Origin of the sequence: Lysinibacillus sp. IITD104, from assembly GCF_036698265.2 — a bacterium.
In the GTDB taxonomy this organism is placed as follows: Bacteria; Bacillota; Bacilli; order Bacillales_A; family Planococcaceae; genus Lysinibacillus; species Lysinibacillus boronitolerans.
On the sequence record NZ_JBAHYH020000001.1, the window covers coordinates 3,172,293 to 3,191,102 of the forward strand.

The window sequence follows — 18,810 nt, forward strand, 5'->3', positions numbered from 1 at the left end:
ATATTAGTAACCATCTCCTTCGCTCTCTGTATAATACTTTTTTAAAATGTCATAAAACATTTCTTTTAGTTGGGATTTTTTCATTCCTAAAATATAAGCCTCTATTAATAGTTGCTCCATATTCATAGTTATTTGTTGAAATGAAATAGTCGTTGCTTTACTAGGATCTACGATAACAAATGCTCTAGAATGAGGTTTAATGGTGATGATCCCCTTTTTTTGAAGCTCTTTGTAGCTTTTATGAACCGTATGCAGATTGAGATTTGTTTGTGCCGCTAAATTGCGAATGGAAGGCAAATGGTCTCCCTTATTTAAATTTCCAGTCACTATTGCTAAAAGCACCTGCTGTGTGAGTTGCTGATAATATGGCGTTTTGCTTCTTCGATTTATTGTTACATTCATTTGTCGAGAATTTCCTCTATATTAAAATTTCTTTTTGGCAATAAAATGATGCATGTTAGCCATCATGAATAGTACAAGTAACAGTGTGATAACAATAGTGAAGCCATACCATGTTTCAACGTTACCTGTCATTAATATCGTTGTAGCATGCAAACTATTACTAGCAGGATTAATGACATCTAAGAATGGATGTAAGCCAGCACAGAAACGACTAATAAATAAGACACCAATACTGATTAATGCAATAAATGGTGCACTATTAAAAAATGTACTAATCATGGCAACAAATGTAATGACAAACAACAGCCAAATACAATAAAATGCTAAAGCTATCAATGCACGAGTTATCGGTACAGAGGTAAATAAATAAGATGTATAGCCAAAGGACATTGCATAGCCAAGCGTAATACATAGAACAGCTAAAACATAATGAGTAAGAAGCTTGCTATTTAAGTAGGATGAGATAGATACTGGCCTTGTTAAAATGAATGCCATCATCCCATTGGCTTTTTCTCCCTGAATAATACCCATCGTTGCAATGGCAAGTATGATTATACCTAATTGATCAAATTGCGAATTCAGTGTTGAGGCGAGCACTTCTTCTCCCCCTGGCTTTGCCATTGTAGGATCAATCATAATCCCTTCAATACCACCCATTGATTGTAAAATAGTAGGTAAGAAATACATCATGATCGGCTGAGTTAAGCCTAGTAGGATATAGACAATCGGTAGCCAAACGACTTTATATTCCTTTGTCATTTGATTCATTTCTTTTTTACTTAATGCTATAAACGTATTCACTCCAGGTTACACCACCAATTCTAAAAATATTTCTTCTAAGCCTTCCTGCATGCCTAGATCATACTTTGTAAATATTACGTTTGAATCCAATCCATACTGTAGCAATCGATGGGCATCCGCTTCCAAGTGATTGACATATACTTTAAAACCATCACTACAACTTTCGATTTTCTTTACATAAGGTAAATGTTCAATCGTTGTTAGCCACTTAACATCTTTCTTTTGAACCATTAAAAAGATAGCTGAATCCTGATAGCGATTAAGTAACTCTAATTTTGTTGCATCTTCAATTTTGTAACCATTTTTAATGACTACAAAGCGCTCACAAACTTCCTCCGCATCGCCTAATATATGCGTAGAAAGTAAAATAGTCGTTTCTTTTTTTATGTCTTTTAATAGATTCAGTACTTCACGCCTACCAATTGGATCTAGTGCTGATACTGGCTCATCCATAATGATGAAAGCTGGCTTGTGTAATAAAGCTTGTGCGATGCCAAGACGCTGTTTCATACCACCTGAAAATGTTCCAACATGAGCATGTGCTTCCTTCCCTAAGCCTACCTTTTCTAAAAGAAGTGGAATATCTTTTTGTAATTGATTTTTCGCAATACCAGAAAGCGTCCCCATAAAGGATAAGGTTTGAGATGCTGTCATCCATGAGTAGAAATTAGGATACTGCGGTAAATAACCAATATGATTTTTCATCTTTGAAATTTTTTGTCCATCAAGGACAATGTCCCCTTCATCTGCATAAAGAATATCAGCAATGATCTGAATTAATGTGGATTTTCCTGCCCCGTTTGGTCCAATAAGCCCTACACATTCATTCGAATCAATAACCATTGAAAAACTACTTACGGCCGTTTTCTGATTAAATTTTTTCGTAATATTGTTAATTTCTAAGCGCACGTTTATTGACATCCTTTCTCCCCATCACGAAATATAGAACAGAACCAATTGTATTAAAGAACAAAATAATAATTGCCCACATTAGTATGTTTTCTCTGCTATCTCGATGTTTATATAAATCAATTAGTGCAACAGTGATAAGTAAAAAACCTACGAGTACAAATGGTAAAAGAATTGGCAGTATGCTTGCCCAATCAATTTGATTTAAGTCTTCAAAACCATAGTGTAATTTCATTGTAATAGCCTCCTTCATTATCATTATCAATAATGATAACAAAAAGATAAAAAAATTTCATTACCTTTTTACTGTACATCTATAAAAAAACGCTATAGTATATTTTTTGATAATGTTCTCAAATTGATAACATTTGAATGCTTCCCTTGATACTATCTCATTTTCTGGTAGGAGGATCGGTTTATGCGCAATAAAGCAGAGGTATTAATGCACCCTGTGAGAATGAAAATTTTACAAGCTCTGATGCACAATAAAGAAGAGGGTTTAAGCACATTGGAGATGATTTCTGTTATTAAGGATGTACCACAAGCCACTCTATATCGTCATATCCAAATTTTAGTCGATGAAAACATCATAAAAATTGTGAAAGAGCGAAAAGTTCGTTCTGTTACAGAGAAGTTTTATGCATTAAATGAAGGAGCAGCAAAACTTAGTAAGGAGGATTGGACTCAACTCACAACCAAGCAAAAATTAAATTATATTTCCTACTATCAATTGGCTTTACTATCTCAATATCAAAATTATTTGCATTCACTTGATGAAAAAGAAAGCACGACAGATTTAGCAACATTTTCTTTAATCGACCTAACGTTAACGAACGATCAATTCAAGAATTTTGAAAATGAATTAAACGATTTATTTACTAAATACTATAATATGACCGACTCAAATAAAGGTTTTGAGACTAAAACAATTGCTCTAAATATTATTCCAAAGCCTTAGGTACTATTGACGTAAAGAAATGGAGAAGATTTATGAAAAAAGGAAAGTCACTAGAAAATATACGAAAATTAATTATGATCATTATTGGGGCAGTTATAGCTGCATACGGACTAGAGGCCGTGTTAATTCCGAATGCTGTCATTGATGGCGGTGTAACAGGTCTTAGTATTATGGGTGCACACCTCTTTGGTATCCCGTTAGGCGTACTGCTCTTTGTATTAAATATTCCGTTCATTTATATCGGCTACAAGCAAGTTGGAAAAACCTTTGCCTTAATGAGTAGTGCTGGTATTGCAGCTTTATCGATTTCTACAGTGCTTTTACATGACGTTAAAACCATTTTAGGCCCAAATGATCCCCTCCTAATTGTCTTATCTGGTGGTATGCTCCTTGGTGTGGGTATTGGAATTGTCCTACGAAATGGTGGCGCTTTAGATGGCTCAGAGGTTTTAGCTGTACTATTATCTCGTAAAATTCCATTTTCAGTCGGCGATATTATATTATTTATTAATGCCTTTATTTTCTTAGGGGCAAGCTTTATCTTTGGCTTAGAGAGTGCTCTCTACTCAGCGTTAACTTACTATATTGCCAAAAATGTTATCGATATTATCCAAGTTGGTTTAGAAAAATCAAAAGAAGTTCGTGTTGTTAGTGGAAAATCCGAGGAGATTGGAGACGCTATCCAAGCCCGCTTAGGACGTGGTGTTACCTATACACATGGACGTGGTGGTTTCTCCAATGAACCAACAGAAATCTTAAACTGTGTCATTAACCGTATGGAAGAAAATAAATTAGTTTCGATTATTAAAGACATCGACGAAGGCGCTTTTGTAGTCATTTCTGATGTGTCAGAAGTTCGTGGTGGTAACTTTAAGAAACGAGATATCCATTAATTTCAAAGTAAGTAAGGCGCACTATACCTTACTTACTTTTTTTAGTTGCTTCTATCATATTTTACGCCTCCTATTAAACATAAGCCTCCCAGCATTACTACTAAGGAAGCCCCAACTAAGGCATACTGATAGCTATTTGTGTAACTTGCAAGTGTGCCTGCAATGGATGGACCAATCATTTGTCCGAGCGCATAGCCAGCCGTTAAATAACCTATCATTTGATGACTATTAACTGGTGCAAGTTTCCTCGCTAATGTTGTACAAACAGTTGTAATTCCCATAAAGGTTGCCCCAAAAATGAAGGCACTAGCATACAGGGTCATCGAATTTGTAGCTAGCGCAGGTAAAACAATACCTAAAGCTTGCAGTAGCATAGAGATGAGTAAAATTTTCACATAGCCATAACGCTGTGCTAGCTTAGACCAAACGATACATGAGGGAATTGCTGCAACACCCACAACAAACCATACAAAGGCTGCATCTCCATGAAAGCTTGTCGACTCCTGTGCAATTGATACAATAAATGTGCCTGTGACAATGTAGCCAAGCCCCTCTAAGCTATAAGCGATGATTAACCATTTCATCCAAGACTGAGGAGGCGTTTTCTGTGAAATTACCTGGCTTTCCACTAGTTGTTTACTTGGTGTAATAGGCTTAATGAATAGTACAATCAAGACAAACAATACAATACTAAATAAAGCTAATACGATCCAAGTTCCATTCCAATGGAAAACAGCTTGGATTGGTGAAACAATTACCGCACTTAATGCAATCCCTATTCCCACCCCACTATAGAACAGCCCCGATAGATGCATATGACTACTGCTGGCTAACTGGTCTAGTATAAGGCTTGTTATAACAACAAAAATAAAAGCACTCACAACACCCGAGATAAATCGTAATAAATACCAAATGATGATTACATTTGTAAAGCCCATGAAGGCTGTTGTTAAAATGCTGATAACAAGGGTAATTTGCAAAAAGAGAATACGTTTATTCCCTATTGGTAAACGACCTGCCACCCAGGCTCCAACCAAATAACCTAAGTAATTACTCGTTGCTAAGTAACCTGCTGTTGCCCGGCTAAATTCAAAAGCTTCTTGCATATAAGGTAAAATAACCGTATACGAAAAACGGCCGATGCCCATAGCAATAACTAAAGCAAAAATGCCCCCGATTAAATAGCGTACGGTTTGCTTGTGCATATCATCACTCCTTCTATTTCACTATATCGAATATCTAGGTATCAAAAATAGATCTAATTCTTTATAATAAGTATCAATAAAATTGATAGCTGGAGGGCATATGAATATTAATGATTTAACGATTTTTCGAACAGTCGTCCAAACAGGTAGCTTTTCTAAAGCTGCCACAGCACTTAATTACACACAATCCAACATCTCTATGAAAATACAAAGTCTTGAGGCACTCTACGAAACAACCTTTTTTTATCGTGGACATCGAGGGATACGGTTAACATCAAAAGGAGAACAATTCTACGAGTTAGTCCTAAAAATGCTTCATCTCTATGAAAAAACCTTTGAGATCATACATGAAACGGAGGAACAACGAGGCGTTTTACGAATTGGTTCGATGGAAACAACTGCTGCATTGCATTTACCAACTCTTTTAACAACATTTCATCAAGCACATGAACAGGTGGATATCACGATACTAACAGGCCCTTCTCTGCACAATATTGAACGGGTAGAAAACTATGAACTAGATGGTGCATTTGTTACAGGACCTGTTTATAAAGAAAATATAATGATGAAAGAGTTTGTCTGTGAAGAGCTTGTTATTCTCACTTCTAGCAAGCATAAATCTATTAAGCATCTACAGGATTTAGAGGGAAGCACCATGATTACATTCCGCCATGGCTGTTCCTATCGAGCCATCTTGGAACATTGGTTACATGAAGAAGGGGTTCGACCACAAAATCGCATGGAGCTTGGTACGCTTGACGGTATTATTGGCTGTGTTGCTGCTGGGTTAGGTATTACCTTGCTACCACGTGCCATTGCGGAAAAATATATGGCAACACAAGCATTAACATTGCACAAGATAAAGAACAAGCAAGCACATATTCCTACATGGTTTATTTATCGTAAGGATGAAGTACAATCTCCCATCCTAACGCATTTTTTAGAAGCCATAGAAGCTTATGACTATCCAACGATTTGAGGGTTCTATCCGTCAATTTTGAAATTCTATCCGTCAATTTGGGGAATCTATCCGTCAGTTTAATAAAACTATCCTTCCCCTAATAAAAAAGCTGTTCAGCAGATTCTCCACTGAACAACTTTTTCTCTGTTTTCTTTTGACGACTGCATGCATTTCCATTAGGCTGTAATTAGACACTGAAGGGAGTTTTCTATGGATATTTTTATCGCCAGTAACCGCCAATTACCGATCCGCTACTATGTGCAGGAAGCAATTTGGATTCGACGTGGTGGCAGTATGAAGCTGCCAGATTTAACACTGCCATTTTTCGTTGAGGTAGAGATTAAAAATCAATATAATTTACATATCATTGCAGATTATATTATGGACTTTCAACGACAATACAAGCAGACAGAAATCCAATTATTAGTCCGAAACACAGCTACCCTAGCAACCCTACAAGATATGCTTTCACAACATGTACAAACACAACATGCCATTAGTATTGTTCCATTGTAGTCAGTTATGAAGCGCTAATGGCAATGTGATAATAAAGTACAGTGTCTCGTTTTTGTATTTTGCGTGAATGGTTCCTCCGTGAAGCTCCACTATGCTTTTGGCTATTGCTAGTCCAAGCCCTGAACCCTCGGTTACATTTGTTCTCGATTGATCTTTTTTATAAAACCTCTCAAATAAACTAGCAAGCTCCACCGGTGTAAAGGCATCACTTTGATTCGCTACACAAATTCGCACATGGTTTGCTTGTCCTTCAAGGGAAACCATAATTTTTCCTTCAGCTGTACTATAATTGATCGCATTGATGAGTAGATTATCAAATACTCGTACAATCTTTTCCGAATCCAGTGCAGCAAAAATTCGTTTCTCTGGAAAATGTTTTATAAAAATGCGTTGTTTCTCTTCTGCTAATGGTACTAATTCCTCCATTAGTTGTTCAAGCAGCTCATTTACACAAACTTGTTGTCGCATTAAAGTATTTTTATCATTCGTGAGCTTAGTATATTCAAATAAATCGTCTATTAAATTTTTTAATTGCTCGGATTTAGAGAAGGCTATTTTCAAATATTCGTCATATTGCTCTTTCGTCTCATACTTCTCTTCTCTTAATAAACGCAAATAACCCATGATTGAGGTAAGAGGTGTTCTAAGGTCATGTGAAACATTTGTAATAAGCTCGTTTTTTTGTTGCTCAATTTTTCTCTCCATCTCGATACTTGTCATAATTTCTTCTGCCATTTGATTAACATTATCCGTTAGTAAAGCAATTTCATCCTGACCTTTTTTCTCAATACGAAAGGCTAAATTTCCTTTTGCGATTTCCATAACCCCCTCCGCTAATGCCTCAATTTGATTCATTTTCCGTTTTGTTATAGAGAAAAATGATACGATAAATAGCATAACCCCAATGAAAAAAGGTATGGGCCCTTCATTCGTACTTGTGATGGCTTCTCCTTGTGGAAGCCCACTAACAAAGAAATAATAATTTTTATCTTGTAAAGTTAGTGGCACTAATGTAGTAAACTCCTCCCGAGAAGTTTCGATTACATGATAGGCATTTTCAAAAGGTTGATTCATTGTAAAGCCCATGACATGCCCCATTTCTTCATGCAAATCGATTTGTTGCTCTTTTACCTGCTTTGTTTTATATAAGATCTTACCTGCCTCATCTGTCACGACAATTTTTAATGCATTGTCCTCATTTTCTATTTTTCCATTTTCTTGATCAATCAATTCTCTCAATGCTTCAACACTATTTTCTTGGGTTGCCAATTCTGCTGTATCCTGTGCATGATAATACATCATCTTCATACTGCCACTATAATCCACAATCACTGTTTCATTGATATTCTCAAAAAATGGCACAACCGCACGTGCCACTAAAAAGCTGCCAAGCGCACATAATAAAAACGTTGTAAATAGTTGAATACGAATGCTCCGCTGAATATTATTTTTTATTTTCGCACCGATATGCTTCAGAAATCTTGGGAACTTTAAAAGCCTAAAGATCTTTTTCAACTTTATACCCTACTCCCCATACGGTTTTAATATATTGAGGATTTCTTGGATTTGTCTCAATTCGCTCTCGAATTTTTCGAATATGTACCATTACAGTATTTTCCGATTGAAATGCTCCCTCTTTCCAAACTTTTTCATAGATTTGCTCTGCACTCATGACGATGCCTGGATTACTAACAAGCAACTCCAATATAGCAAACTCTCTAGGTGTCAGCTTCACTCTTTCATTGTTAACAAAAACTTCATGTGTCGCTGTATTGATACGTAAATCACCCACTTCTTTCTCCTCATTATTAGTACTATTTATACCACTCATTTTCAAATAGCGACGAAGCTGTGATTTAATACGGGCAATCAGCTCTAACGGATTAAAGGGCTTTGTTACATAATCATCGGCACCTATCGTTAAACCAACAATCTTATCCATATCTTGAGATTTCGCAGTCAGCATAATAATCGGCATTTCTGCTATTTCTCTTACCTTCATACACATTTCAATGCCATCTACTTTAGGCATCATTAAATCCAATACAATTAAATGTACTTTATGCATCTTTACTAACTGTAAGCCCTCTTCTCCATCACATGCCTCTAACACATGAAAACCCTCGTTTTTCAAATAAATGGAAATCAGATTTCTTATCTCTTTTTCATCATCTACAATTAAAATTGTTTCATTACTCATCTAATCCCACCATTAATCAAATATTTTCCATTCATAATGTTCCTCTATTTTATCTATTTTTTTATTTTCCGTATATAAAAATAATAAATACAGCTAATAGTGACGAGGAATAACCCAAAGTAAATACCATATTTCGTTGCAATCATAGAAAAATATTCAATTTGACTGCCAAATAATAAACCTAGTGTAAAATAAATCAATGTCCAGACAAAGCCTGTTGTATAGGAAAATAAAGCATATGTTCTAAAAGGCATCTTATTCATTCCCACCAAGTAAGGGAGGATATGTCGAACAATTGGAATAAAGTAACTCAGGACTAATGCAAAGTGTCCATATTGATCTAACAATTCTTTTGACTTGGATAAGTACTTTGCCTTTTTCTTTTTCACAAGTTTATCGAGTACACGATGACCAAATAGTTTTCCAAGAATAAACCCTAGAGAAAGCCCTGAAACAACGCCTAAATAAGTAAGTAAGAAAGACTTCCATATGACCAATTTTCCTAGCGACGATAGAAAACCACCACTCATGACAATCATTTCATCTGGTAGCGGCATGCCTATGATTCCTAGCCATAAACTAAAAAACAAAGCAAAATAGCCATATTGTTCAATAAATAATAAAAGATCCTGTAGCTCCATTAGCTGACCCTCGTATCTCCTAGCCTACAGCTCAATACATAGGCTGGTGGCATATTGAGCCATACTTTCTCATGTGAAATATCCTGAAAATAGGTATGAAAAAATGACTTTTTCACAAGTGAATATTGGAAAGTAATGAATTTTCCATTGTCCAAACAATCCTTCACATTTCTTAAAACACAACATGATACTTCTGCCTTCAACGATGTAAATGGCAGTCCAGAAATAACATAATCTATTTTTTCGATATTCAAGTCCTTCAAATATTGCTTCAAATTTTCTGCTGAGCCATGGATCACTACAACATTGGCTACATGAGCAAATTGCCTACGTAGTTTCTCACAAAAAATCGTATTATGTTCAATGAGAACAAGCAATGTAGCTGGCTTTTTTCTTTTCACAAGCTCCGTTGTAAAGGCCCCCATCCCTGGGCCAAGCTCTATAATGCATTGAGCCGTTTCAAAGCAAATAGGTTGCACCATTTTATGCGCTAATTTCTTAGAACTAGGTGATATGGCGCCTATTGTTTTTGGATGCTTTATAAATTCAGTAAGGAAGGTAATAAGATGCATTTCGTTGTCTCCTCGCTTTGCTTTCTTTATTGATGGTTCTAACTATAAAGAGACTTTCTTAAAGATTTGCAAGGAGAATTCTTAACTTTTTCTTAATAATTTACATTATTTAGCTAGTAGATCAACACGATCTCATATGGTGAAAAGCAAAATATTCTTTTATCTATAAAAAAAAATTGTAAAGGACGGTAAATCTTCTGTATCAACTTCCTCCTGAACATCAGTACCATTTCCCTTAAGATTCATAAAAGATTAAAAGGTACTTCGTTCTAATGACTATTTCCTACATAAAATAGGCATACAATTGCTGCCAATCGAATAGAAACCTATATAGAGAACATTTAGTCATGGGAAAAATAAAGTGGGGTGTGTAAGGATGCTTAAAGTAAATGATGCAAAAGAAATGGTACTTGAAATTGTGCAAGATGACCCATTGTTTGTGGCACTACAACATACGCCTTTAGAGGAAAACCTTTATAATGATGGGTATTTAGCAGAGATCGATGAATCGAAACACTATACAATTGCAGAAGTTGCGGGCTGGTTTAATATTACAGACGCCATGCTGCGCTACTATTTAAAACCGTTTGAACAGTATATTTTTGACAATGCTTCGCCCAATACAAATAGTAATATTCGTTTAAACCTACCTGCTATCTTGAGATTGCGCATGATTTTATTATTGAAGGATGAGTATCGTGTGAGGGGGATTAAATTATTGCTAGGTATTGATGATAACGGTCAGCTGCTGAAACACCAAATTACAGCAACGACCATGGATTCTGAGGATTTATCACATAAAATTGACTTGCTTGGAAACGTCCTACAGCAGATGATTCAAACAGGTCTTTTTCAAATTTTGCCGAATGAAGAGCAAGGGACATTACAAGTTAACATTAATCAGGACTTTCTTGACAAAAACATTCAACGTTTTTCGAACAATTCTGTCCTTCAAGTGGAAGAAATTCAAAAAGAAACGTTGGAACTAAAGCAGGAAAATGAATATCTCCAAAAGCAAATTACCGAGCTACAAGAGAATAGCGTGAAGGACATTGTACAAAAGATTAGAGAGCGTCATATAGAAAATGAAATCGTCTCCACATTACGTACAGAAGCATTACAGCAATACTCCCAACAAAATAAAATCGGTTTTTTCACCAAATTTTTTAAGTCCGCACAAATTGAAATGGACAAAGAGCAATACGTTCTCAGCTATATTTCAAAGCATCTAGAAGAACGTCTAGAAATTGCATTGAACGATTATTATGATAAGTAAACTAGAGCAATGGAGAGCATGAGTGAGACTATTGGAAATGGTCACGATCATGTTCTTTTTTATTTTTCCAAATTGCATTGACCACAGTAGTCAATTTCAATATAATGGCATAAAATATGACAAAAAGGAGTAAAAAATTGTACCAAGCTTTTATGAATTTAGCAGAAGATAAACGTCAAGCAATCATTAATGCTGCCTTAAAGGAATTTTCAATCAATCACTATGCTACCGCTTCAACAAATAGAATTGTGAGCAATGCCAGAATTTCAAAAGGCATTTTATATCACTATTTTGGTAGCAAAAAAAATTTGTATCTTTTCTTATATGACTATACAACTACTATATTTTCCGAGGCACTTAATCGCCAAATTGATTTAGCAGAGCCTGATATTTTTAAGCGTTATCAACAGATTATGAAAATTAAAGTTGATCTCATGAAGCAATATCATGCTCTATTTGATTTTTTGAAAAAGACCTTTGCTGAAACAAGCTCTGAGGTACGAGATGAACTAAATCATTATAATGCCACTATTCAAAAAAATGCTTATGCAACGGCGTTTGAAGGAATTGATACTAGTTTATTCCGAGAAAATTTGGATATAAAAAAGGCAATCGATACTATTCAATGGGTAACAGATGGCATCAGTCATCGTTATGAGGAAAGATTAAAAGCGCATGTAGATAATCAAGAGCTCTTTAACGAATTAATCGAGCAATGCATGGAAGAGGCTAGTGAATATTTTCTATTTTTGAAAACATTATTGTATCAATAAAATGGGGTGAGTGACATGTCCATGATTGAAGTAAACCATTTAACCAAAAAGTTTGGCGATTTTTATAGTATACAAAATATTCATCTACAAATTCCAAAGGGAGAAGTGTTCGGTTTTTTAGGACCAAATGGGGCAGGAAAGTCCACAACCATTCGCCATTTAATGGGTTTTTTACAGCCAACTGAGGGCTCTTGCTTCATTAACGGTTTAAATTGCCGGGAAGCATCTGCAACCATTCAACAGTTTGTTGGCTATTTACCTGGAGAAATTGCGTTTATTGATAAAATGACCGGGAAGCAATTTATTCACTTTATTGCTCAGTTAAGAGGTATGAACGATTACACGCATGCTGAGAAATTAATGCATTTCTTTGAATTAGATGCTTCTAGGCTCATAAAGAAAATGTCGAAAGGTATGAAGCAGAAGGTTGGCTTAGTTTGTGCCTTCATGCATCATCCCAAAATTGTCATTTTAGATGAACCTACTAGTGGTTTAGACCCGCTCATGCAAACAAAATTTATTGAATTCATTTTAGCTGAAAAGGACAAAGGAACGACCATTTTCATGTCCTCCCATATGATTGAAGAAGTAGAGAAAACTTGTGATCGTGTAGCGATTATTAATGCAGGTAAAATCGTGGCGACTGAAACCATTACAGATTTAAAGAAACGTAAATCTAAAAAATACATGCTTGAGTTTCAAGATGAGCAAGAGCTCACTCGCTTCCTTGATGAGGAATATGTACTCGAACGAATCTCTTCTACCAAAGTTATGATTACTATAACTGGAGACCTTCAAGCATTTCTTCATACTCTATCTAACTATAAAATTATAGATTTAGACGTTATTTCCCAATCACTAGAAGATATTTTTATGCATTATTACGAAAATGGAGGTGCTCAATCATGAATTTTACCTTATTCAAGCATGAGCTATTTGCCTCTCTTAAACTATTTATCATTATTCTAGCTGTGCTAATGCTATATATTATCAGTGTGATTTACATGTATAACCCAGAAATGACGGACACGCTAAAAAAATTAACGGAAACAATGCCTGAGATGATGGCAGCCTTTGGTATGACCAGCATTGGCGATACCTTGATAGAATTTCTCTCCACCTATTTATATGGATTTTTATTCATGATTCTACCTATGGTATTTTCTATCATGTTAGCCAATAAGCTCATCATGGGCTATATTGATAATGGTTCAATGGCATACTTAATCGCTACACCGAATACACGCTTTAAAATTGTCCTTACACAAGCACTATTTTTGATTATTAGTCTTTTTACATTACTTGCCGTTACTACGTTGGTCATGATTGTCTTTGCAGAAGTATTATTCCCTAATGAGCTGGACATAACGGCCCTACTGCTGCTAAATTTCGGGCTATTTTTATTGCACTTTGCCATTAGTGGATTCTGTTTTCTTATGTCTTGTAGCACGAAAGATTTAAGAACATCCTATGCCTATAGTGCTGGCATTCCCATTGCCTTTTATCTGATTGAGGCACTGAGCAATATGGGTGGTTCACTAGACAAATTACAATACATTACAATCTATTCATTGTTCGATTCCGTTCAATTAATCCAACATAATAGCTCTTGCTGGTGGATGCTAGGTACACTTTTCCTCATTGGCTTGCTATGCTATAGTCTAGCAATTCGTTTTTTTGTAAAACGAGATTTACATCTATAATTTCTAACGCTACAGCGCTAGGGCTGTAGCGATTTTCCATTAAATAGTACCTACTACATTTCCTAAAAAACGTATTAATCGAAAATGTAGCGCGACCATTTCTTCTACCGTTAAGTTCTCGTTCCCCTTGTCTAACCACTCCTGAATGACCCCTAAAATGGCTGATGCTATAAAGGCTTGTAAGTATTGCTGAAACTCTGGATCTTGTGCTTCCTTGCGTATAAGGGATAATCTGTCCAAAATATGATTCCCAAAGACCATTTTCACCTTTTGTGTAAAGCTAGGACTCCCCTGCTCTCCTAATAACATACGAAAAGCTGGTGCATGCTCTTTTATACACGTTATTACGTTGATAAATGGCTGATAGAGTTGCCCCATTTTTAACGTTTGAAAAGCATCCAACGGCTGAACATGTTTGACATAGCGTTCTAACTCCATTAATAGCTCTTGCTGCAAATCCTCCATCACATCATATTTATCCGAATAATGTAAGTAAAACGTTCCACGATTGATTTCAGCTACTAACGCTAATTTTTTTACAGTTACACGCTCAAAGCCTACCTTCTCTACTTGTTGGATAAAAGCATTTTTAATGGCTTGCTTCGTTTCAAAATTCATTTTTTCATGTACAGACACCTGTTTCCCTCCATTTACTTAACACTTGCTGGCAAACTGTTGATTGTATTTGCTCACATGCTACCGTAAAATTTTTATCAAATCAACATTGTGTTCAGTGAAGGAGTGAGGACCATATGGGCAACCAGGCAATCTCTATTAAATCTCTCGAAAAACGATTTCAACATAAGCAAGTAATTGCCCCCCTATCTTTGGATGTTCCTAAGGGACAGTTAATGGGCTTACTCGGTCCGTCAGGCTGTGGTAAAACAACACTCATCAAAATGATTATGGGAATGCTGAAACCTGATAGTGGTACTATTCAAGTGTTAGATTTGACTGTTCCTCATAAGCAATTATTAAATGATATTGGCTATATGGCACAATCAGATGCACTTTATACAGATTTAACTGGGGAAGAAAATCTACATTTTTTTGCAAAGCTTTATTCATTATCCAAGGCGGAACGAATAGAAAGAGTAGCCTATGCGGCAAGACTCGTTCGTTTAACTGATGACTTACAACTTAAAGTGGAAAATTATTCAGGGGGAATGAAACGTCGCTTATCTCTTGCTATTGCCCTTATACAAAATCCTAAGCTACTCATTTTGGATGAACCCACGGTGGGGATAGATCCTGTCTTAAAAAAGGAAATTTGGCAGGAACTTATTCGTTTAAAAGAGCAAGAACAAAAAACCATATTAGTGACGACGCATGCGATGGATGAAGCGGAAAGATGTGATCAATTGGCCATGCTGAGAAGTGGACATATTATTGCACAGGGTACCCCACAAGAGTTAAAAGATCATTATCAAGCAAAAGACTTTGATGAAGTGTTTGTAAAAGCTGGAGGTGAGGTTCAATGAGAATAGGTGCTATCGTCATAAGAATCATCCAACAAATGAAAAGAGATAAACGGACTCTTGCTTTATTATTTTTAGCCCCACTTCTTGTCTTATCCCTAATGTATTTTATTTTCAATAGTAACGAGGCTTCTTCTGTTACACTTGTGATCTCTAATGCGCCCGCCCCATTGATCGACAAATTGAAAGAGACTGATTTTATAATTATCGAGGACAATGCTTTTTCTAAAAAACAGCTACAAGATAAAGAGTATGATGGTTGGCTAGCAATAGAGCAAAATGCTAGTAAGTTAACTTTATTAAATGATGATCCTTCCCTGGCAAAGGCATTAGCAATGCAACTGGCACAAGTTTTACAACCTTCACAAGCTGCTATGGGCAGTTTTGAAACAGACTATGTTTATGGTAATGAAGATACAGCCATTTTCGATATTTTTAGTCCTATGCTAATTGGTTTCTTCGTGTTCTTCTTTGTCTTTTTAATTACGGGCATTGCCTTATTAAAGGAGCGTACTTCAGGAACATTGGAGCGTTTACTGGCGACACCGATTAAACGCTCAGAAATTGTAGCAGGCTATATGGTTGGCTATGGTTTATTTGCGTTCCTGCAAACAATTATTATCGTCCTGTTTGGTATTTATGTGCTCGATATTGTCCATGTAGGCTCCATCTGGCTTGTCCTGCTTATTAATATGATGGTCGCTCTTGTATCATTATCCTTAGGTGCGTTGCTATCTAGCTTTGCCGCTTCAGAATTTCAAATGATGCAATTTATTCCGCTTGTTATTGTTCCTCAAGTGTTCTTTTCGGGTATTTTCCCGCTCGATAGTATGGCGGAATGGCTTCAAAATATTGGGCGTATCATGCCTTTATACTATGCTGCGGACGCATTGAATGGTGTAATGTATAAAGGTTATTCACTTCCTGATATTATAGTGAATCTCAGCATTCTTGCTTGTTTCGCCATTGTTTTCATTACATTAAATATGATCAGTTTAAAAAAATATCGTTCGTTGTAATCAAACCTTAAAAGTTCTGCTATTTGAGAAGCAGAGCTTTTTTATGTAATTGAAATGACTAAAAACAGGAAATATAACCAATTTAATTGAAGTGAACGGTGGATTTTCATTATAATTATTTTGTGGTGAAGAATTAACCTAAAAGGTGTGTGAAGATGACAACTATTTTGGAAGTACAAAACATCTGTAAACAATATAATGGGAAAAAAATTTTAGAGAATGTATCGTTTTCAATTGCGTCCAATCAAATCATTGCTCTAGTGGGGAAAAATGGTTCTGGAAAAAGCACTTTACTCAAGATGATTGCATCATTCATGAAACCAGACAGTGGTTCTATTGTGAAGCATAAAACGTCTTTAAAAGTTGGCTATGTACCAGAAACAACTCCTTCTCATATTTTATTTACCCCTCAAGAATATCTTTATCACATGGGCTGTATACGAGGTATGGCTAAAAAGCAGCTTTTACAGAAGATAGAAGAATTACTTGAAATGTTTCAGCTAAAAGAGGAAAAAAATACAAGGATTGTCCATTTCTCTAAAGGAATGAAGCAAAAGGTAATGATTATGCAGGCGATGCTAGAAGAAACTGATCTACTGATAATGGATGAACCATTGTCAGGACTTGATGCCAAGGCACAAAATGATTTCGAACAAATCTTAACTAGAGTAAGAAGCAAAGGACTAAGTATCCTCTTAACCTGTCATGAAACCAAATTACTCGAAAACCTTGTAGACTCCGTTTTACTTATTCAAGAGAATGCGATCATTCAGATAAAAGAATTCGATAGTAGCCCAACTCATCGATTAATTTTTGAGATTGCTAGCCTATCATTACTCGATGAACTCATACCTTCTATGGATATTCAACAAAAACAACATTTAATGAATGGACATTATGAAATAGTGACGATTGTTCCAGCAAAGGATTCAGATCAAATTTTACTGAAATTATTACAACAAAATGCTTCAATTAAATATTTAGCTACTGTCCACCACAAAAAAGAACAATTCTCTTCTCATTTTTGAAAGGAGGAATCGAAAAAGATGAGCAGTTTATTGCGCTATCAATTGATAAATTATTTAAGAACCTATCACTACGTTCCACCTTTTACAATCTTCATTCTATGTCTTATCGTTAATTATACTTTTGTCCCTAATCCAATATTAGATAGCTATTCATTTACATCGCTTTTGCTCTTTTTTTTAATGGGCTGGTTTACTGTTACATTATTTCATGCTGAAGATGAAGGACAAAAAATGATTACTACCCTTCATACGAAAAAAACAATAGACTACAATTTAGGGATATTCATTATTTGTGGTCTACTCGCCTTTAGCCTAAGCTGTGTTTCTGTCATCTACCCAATTTTAATAGAGGCATTTTTTGAGAAGCCCAAACTATTACATATTTTACTAGGTTTCTTGTCTCATTTCAGTTTATCGTTACTTGCCATTGCACTCACTGCTTTATTTACTAGGGATCTCGTGAAAAATAGACGAAATACGTGGTGGGGTGTAATAGGCATCCTTATTATTTCTGTCGCTATCGCTACTTTAAAGGATTCTATTCTAACTGGACTACTTTGGTTACTTCCACCACTTCATTTTTCATTAGAAATGATGAGTGTTGGCGATCAAATTGACGTTATACCCAACGTTTTTTACTGGCAATACGCATGGATTATAATTTATGCATTCCTTATCATTGTTTTGTTTTTTTTCCTAGTCAACCGAAGAAAATGATTGAGACATCTTACTGAGGAGAGATAGTATGTATGCGCAACAGGAACATCAAAGTACTAATTGTTGAAGACGAAAATGATATAGCTAATATTATAAAGGACTACTTAAGTGTTAATCAGTTCGATTCACATATTGTTCGAACAGGTCATGAAGCAATCCATTATTTGCAAGAAACTAAACCTGATTTCATTATCCTTGATCTTTCTCTACCAGATTGTGATGGCATTGAATTATGTCGTAAAATCCGTGAAAATAGCAATGTTGCCATTCTTATTTTAAGTGCTCGAGGAAGTGATACAGATAAAGTACTGGGATTAGGCTTTGGAGCAGATGATTATATGACAAAACCATTCTCTTTAAGTGAACTTGTCGCAAGAATAAACGCTCATTTACGAAGACAAGATAGATGGCTTCAGGATAATGGTGGTCATAGGGGAGTAGATGTAATTCATATAGATAATATGGTCATAAATAAACAGGAATATATTTTTTTACGCGATAGCAAGCCAATACCACTATCTGCAAAAGAGTTTGAACTACTATTTTTCCTAGCTAAAAATAGAAACCAAGTTTTCTCTAAAGGTCAGTTACTTGATGCCGTTTGGGGTTATGAGACCTATGGAGATGAAAATACAATTACGGTTTATATTAGAAGACTTCGTGAAAAAATTGAAGTCAACCCTTCTCATCCAGTTTATCTTCAAACGGTTTGGGGAGTCGGTTATAAATTCAGTACAACCAATCACTCATAGGAGAAT

Annotated in this window: 23 protein-coding genes; 13 read left to right on the forward strand and 10 right to left on the reverse strand. The window is 35.6% G+C overall.

Translation table 11 applies throughout. The features are described 5' to 3' along the window. Positions 1–3: 3 nt before the first annotated feature. The 4 genes from V1L66_RS16210 to V1L66_RS16225 are packed head-to-tail and all read right to left on the reverse strand — an operon-like array spanning position 4 to position 2,347. The gene (locus tag V1L66_RS16210; RefSeq protein WP_016994840.1) at positions 4–402 is read right to left on the reverse strand and encodes a GntR family transcriptional regulator; all 399 of its coding nucleotides are present in this window, start codon (positions 400–402) and stop codon (positions 4–6) included. A 21-nt stretch (positions 403–423) separates the two neighbouring features. Further along, complete coding sequence (locus V1L66_RS16215; protein ID WP_333005474.1) at positions 424–1,203, reverse strand: ABC transporter permease subunit; 780 nt, start codon at positions 1,201–1,203, stop codon at positions 424–426. A gap of 6 nt (positions 1,204–1,209) precedes the next feature. Further along, complete coding sequence (locus tag V1L66_RS16220; protein WP_016994842.1) at positions 1,210–2,112, reverse strand: ABC transporter ATP-binding protein; 903 nt, start codon at positions 2,110–2,112, stop codon at positions 1,210–1,212. After that, positions 2,096–2,347, reverse strand: a complete 252-nt coding sequence (locus V1L66_RS16225; protein ID WP_016994843.1) for a PLD nuclease N-terminal domain-containing protein — start codon at positions 2,345–2,347, stop codon at positions 2,096–2,098. Before V1L66_RS16225 ends, V1L66_RS16220 begins: the two co-directional genes overlap by 17 nt. A 183-nt stretch (positions 2,348–2,530) precedes the next feature. Between V1L66_RS16225 and V1L66_RS16230 the strand changes: the two genes are divergently transcribed. Further along, positions 2,531–3,070: a transcriptional regulator gene (locus V1L66_RS16230; RefSeq protein ID WP_036080020.1), complete on the forward strand. Its 540-nt coding sequence runs from the start codon at positions 2,531–2,533 to the stop codon at positions 3,068–3,070. Positions 3,071–3,102: 32 nt separating this feature from the next. Then, positions 3,103–3,963: a YitT family protein gene (locus tag V1L66_RS16235; RefSeq protein ID WP_048391185.1), complete on the forward strand. Its 861-nt coding sequence runs from the start codon at positions 3,103–3,105 to the stop codon at positions 3,961–3,963. Positions 3,964–4,004: 41 nt separating this feature from the next. On the opposite strand, the gene V1L66_RS16240 is transcribed toward V1L66_RS16235, so the two are convergent. Further along, on the reverse strand, positions 4,005–5,168 hold the full coding sequence (locus tag V1L66_RS16240; RefSeq protein WP_054550644.1) for a YbfB/YjiJ family MFS transporter: 1,164 nt from the start codon (positions 5,166–5,168) through the stop codon (positions 4,005–4,007). 100 nt (positions 5,169–5,268) lie between these two features. Here V1L66_RS16240 and V1L66_RS16245 point away from each other — a divergent pair, with 100 nt between their 5' ends. Both V1L66_RS16245 and V1L66_RS16250 read left to right on the forward strand, forming a co-directional pair. Further along, the gene (locus V1L66_RS16245; protein WP_333005476.1) at positions 5,269–6,147 is read left to right on the forward strand and encodes a LysR family transcriptional regulator; all 879 of its coding nucleotides are present in this window, start codon (positions 5,269–5,271) and stop codon (positions 6,145–6,147) included. Positions 6,148–6,339: 192 nt separating this feature from the next. Further along, positions 6,340–6,645: a hypothetical protein gene (locus tag V1L66_RS16250; RefSeq protein WP_016994847.1), complete on the forward strand. Its 306-nt coding sequence runs from the start codon at positions 6,340–6,342 to the stop codon at positions 6,643–6,645. Here the strand turns inward: V1L66_RS16250 and V1L66_RS16255 are convergent, their stop codons facing one another. Genes V1L66_RS16255 through V1L66_RS16270 form a run of 4 tightly spaced genes read right to left on the reverse strand, consistent with a single transcriptional unit; the run spans position 6,646 to position 10,058 of the window. Continuing rightward, positions 6,646–8,160 carry an ATP-binding protein gene (locus V1L66_RS16255; protein WP_333005477.1) on the reverse strand — a complete coding sequence of 505 codons (1,515 nt, stop codon included), beginning with the start codon at positions 8,158–8,160 and terminating at the stop codon, positions 6,646–6,648. Continuing rightward, positions 8,144–8,845: a response regulator transcription factor gene (locus tag V1L66_RS16260; RefSeq protein WP_016994848.1), complete on the reverse strand. Its 702-nt coding sequence runs from the start codon at positions 8,843–8,845 to the stop codon at positions 8,144–8,146. The genes V1L66_RS16255 and V1L66_RS16260 overlap by 17 nt, the downstream gene beginning before the upstream one ends. Positions 8,846–8,898: 53 nt before the next feature. Then, entirely contained in the window at positions 8,899–9,486 is a 588-nt protein-coding gene (locus tag V1L66_RS16265) for a DedA family protein (protein ID WP_036080038.1), read from the reverse strand. Further along, positions 9,486–10,058 (reverse strand): rRNA adenine N-6-methyltransferase family protein, encoded by a 573-nt coding sequence (locus V1L66_RS16270; RefSeq protein WP_333005480.1) that lies wholly within the window; start codon positions 10,056–10,058, stop codon positions 9,486–9,488. The genes V1L66_RS16265 and V1L66_RS16270 overlap by 1 nt, the downstream gene beginning before the upstream one ends. Positions 10,059–10,434: 376 nt before the next feature. Here V1L66_RS16270 and V1L66_RS16275 point away from each other — a divergent pair, with 376 nt between their 5' ends. The 4 genes from V1L66_RS16275 to V1L66_RS16290 all read left to right on the forward strand — a co-directional run bounded on the left by V1L66_RS16275 (position 10,435) and on the right by V1L66_RS16290 (position 13,810). Further along, positions 10,435–11,334: a hypothetical protein gene (locus V1L66_RS16275; RefSeq protein ID WP_333005481.1), complete on the forward strand. Its 900-nt coding sequence runs from the start codon at positions 10,435–10,437 to the stop codon at positions 11,332–11,334. A 137-nt stretch (positions 11,335–11,471) separates the two neighbouring features. Next, entirely contained in the window at positions 11,472–12,107 is a 636-nt protein-coding gene (locus V1L66_RS16280) for a TetR/AcrR family transcriptional regulator (RefSeq protein ID WP_333005482.1), read from the forward strand. Between the two features lie 15 nt (positions 12,108–12,122). Further along, entirely contained in the window at positions 12,123–13,016 is an 894-nt protein-coding gene (locus tag V1L66_RS16285; RefSeq protein ID WP_333005483.1) for an ABC transporter ATP-binding protein, read from the forward strand. Beyond that, positions 13,013–13,810: an ABC transporter permease subunit gene (locus tag V1L66_RS16290; protein WP_312125711.1), complete on the forward strand. Its 798-nt coding sequence runs from the start codon at positions 13,013–13,015 to the stop codon at positions 13,808–13,810. Before V1L66_RS16285 ends, V1L66_RS16290 begins: the two co-directional genes overlap by 4 nt. A 39-nt stretch (positions 13,811–13,849) precedes the next feature. Here V1L66_RS16290 and V1L66_RS16295 read toward each other — a convergent pair whose 3' ends face one another. Beyond that, positions 13,850–14,446 (reverse strand): TetR/AcrR family transcriptional regulator C-terminal domain-containing protein, encoded by a 597-nt coding sequence (locus V1L66_RS16295; RefSeq protein WP_312125708.1) that lies wholly within the window; start codon positions 14,444–14,446, stop codon positions 13,850–13,852. 116 nt (positions 14,447–14,562) lie between these two features. On the opposite strand from V1L66_RS16295, the gene V1L66_RS16300 reads away from it, so the two are divergent. From V1L66_RS16300 to V1L66_RS16320, 5 genes are all read left to right on the forward strand, one after another. Then, positions 14,563–15,291 carry an ABC transporter ATP-binding protein gene (locus V1L66_RS16300; RefSeq protein WP_333005487.1) on the forward strand — a complete coding sequence of 243 codons (729 nt, stop codon included), beginning with the start codon at positions 14,563–14,565 and terminating at the stop codon, positions 15,289–15,291. Beyond that, positions 15,288–16,307 carry an ABC transporter permease gene (locus tag V1L66_RS16305; protein ID WP_333005489.1) on the forward strand — a complete coding sequence of 340 codons (1,020 nt, stop codon included), beginning with the start codon at positions 15,288–15,290 and terminating at the stop codon, positions 16,305–16,307. The genes V1L66_RS16300 and V1L66_RS16305 overlap by 4 nt, the downstream gene beginning before the upstream one ends. Positions 16,308–16,462: 155 nt before the next feature. After that, complete coding sequence (locus V1L66_RS16310) at positions 16,463–17,335, forward strand: ABC transporter ATP-binding protein (protein ID WP_333005491.1); 873 nt, start codon at positions 16,463–16,465, stop codon at positions 17,333–17,335. 18 nt (positions 17,336–17,353) lie between these two features. Then, on the forward strand, positions 17,354–18,052 hold the full coding sequence (locus tag V1L66_RS16315) for an ABC transporter permease (RefSeq protein ID WP_333005494.1): 699 nt from the start codon (positions 17,354–17,356) through the stop codon (positions 18,050–18,052). 32 nt (positions 18,053–18,084) lie between these two features. Next, positions 18,085–18,804 (forward strand): response regulator transcription factor, encoded by a 720-nt coding sequence (locus tag V1L66_RS16320; protein WP_333005496.1) that lies wholly within the window; start codon positions 18,085–18,087, stop codon positions 18,802–18,804. The last annotated feature ends 6 nt before the right edge of the window (positions 18,805–18,810 follow it).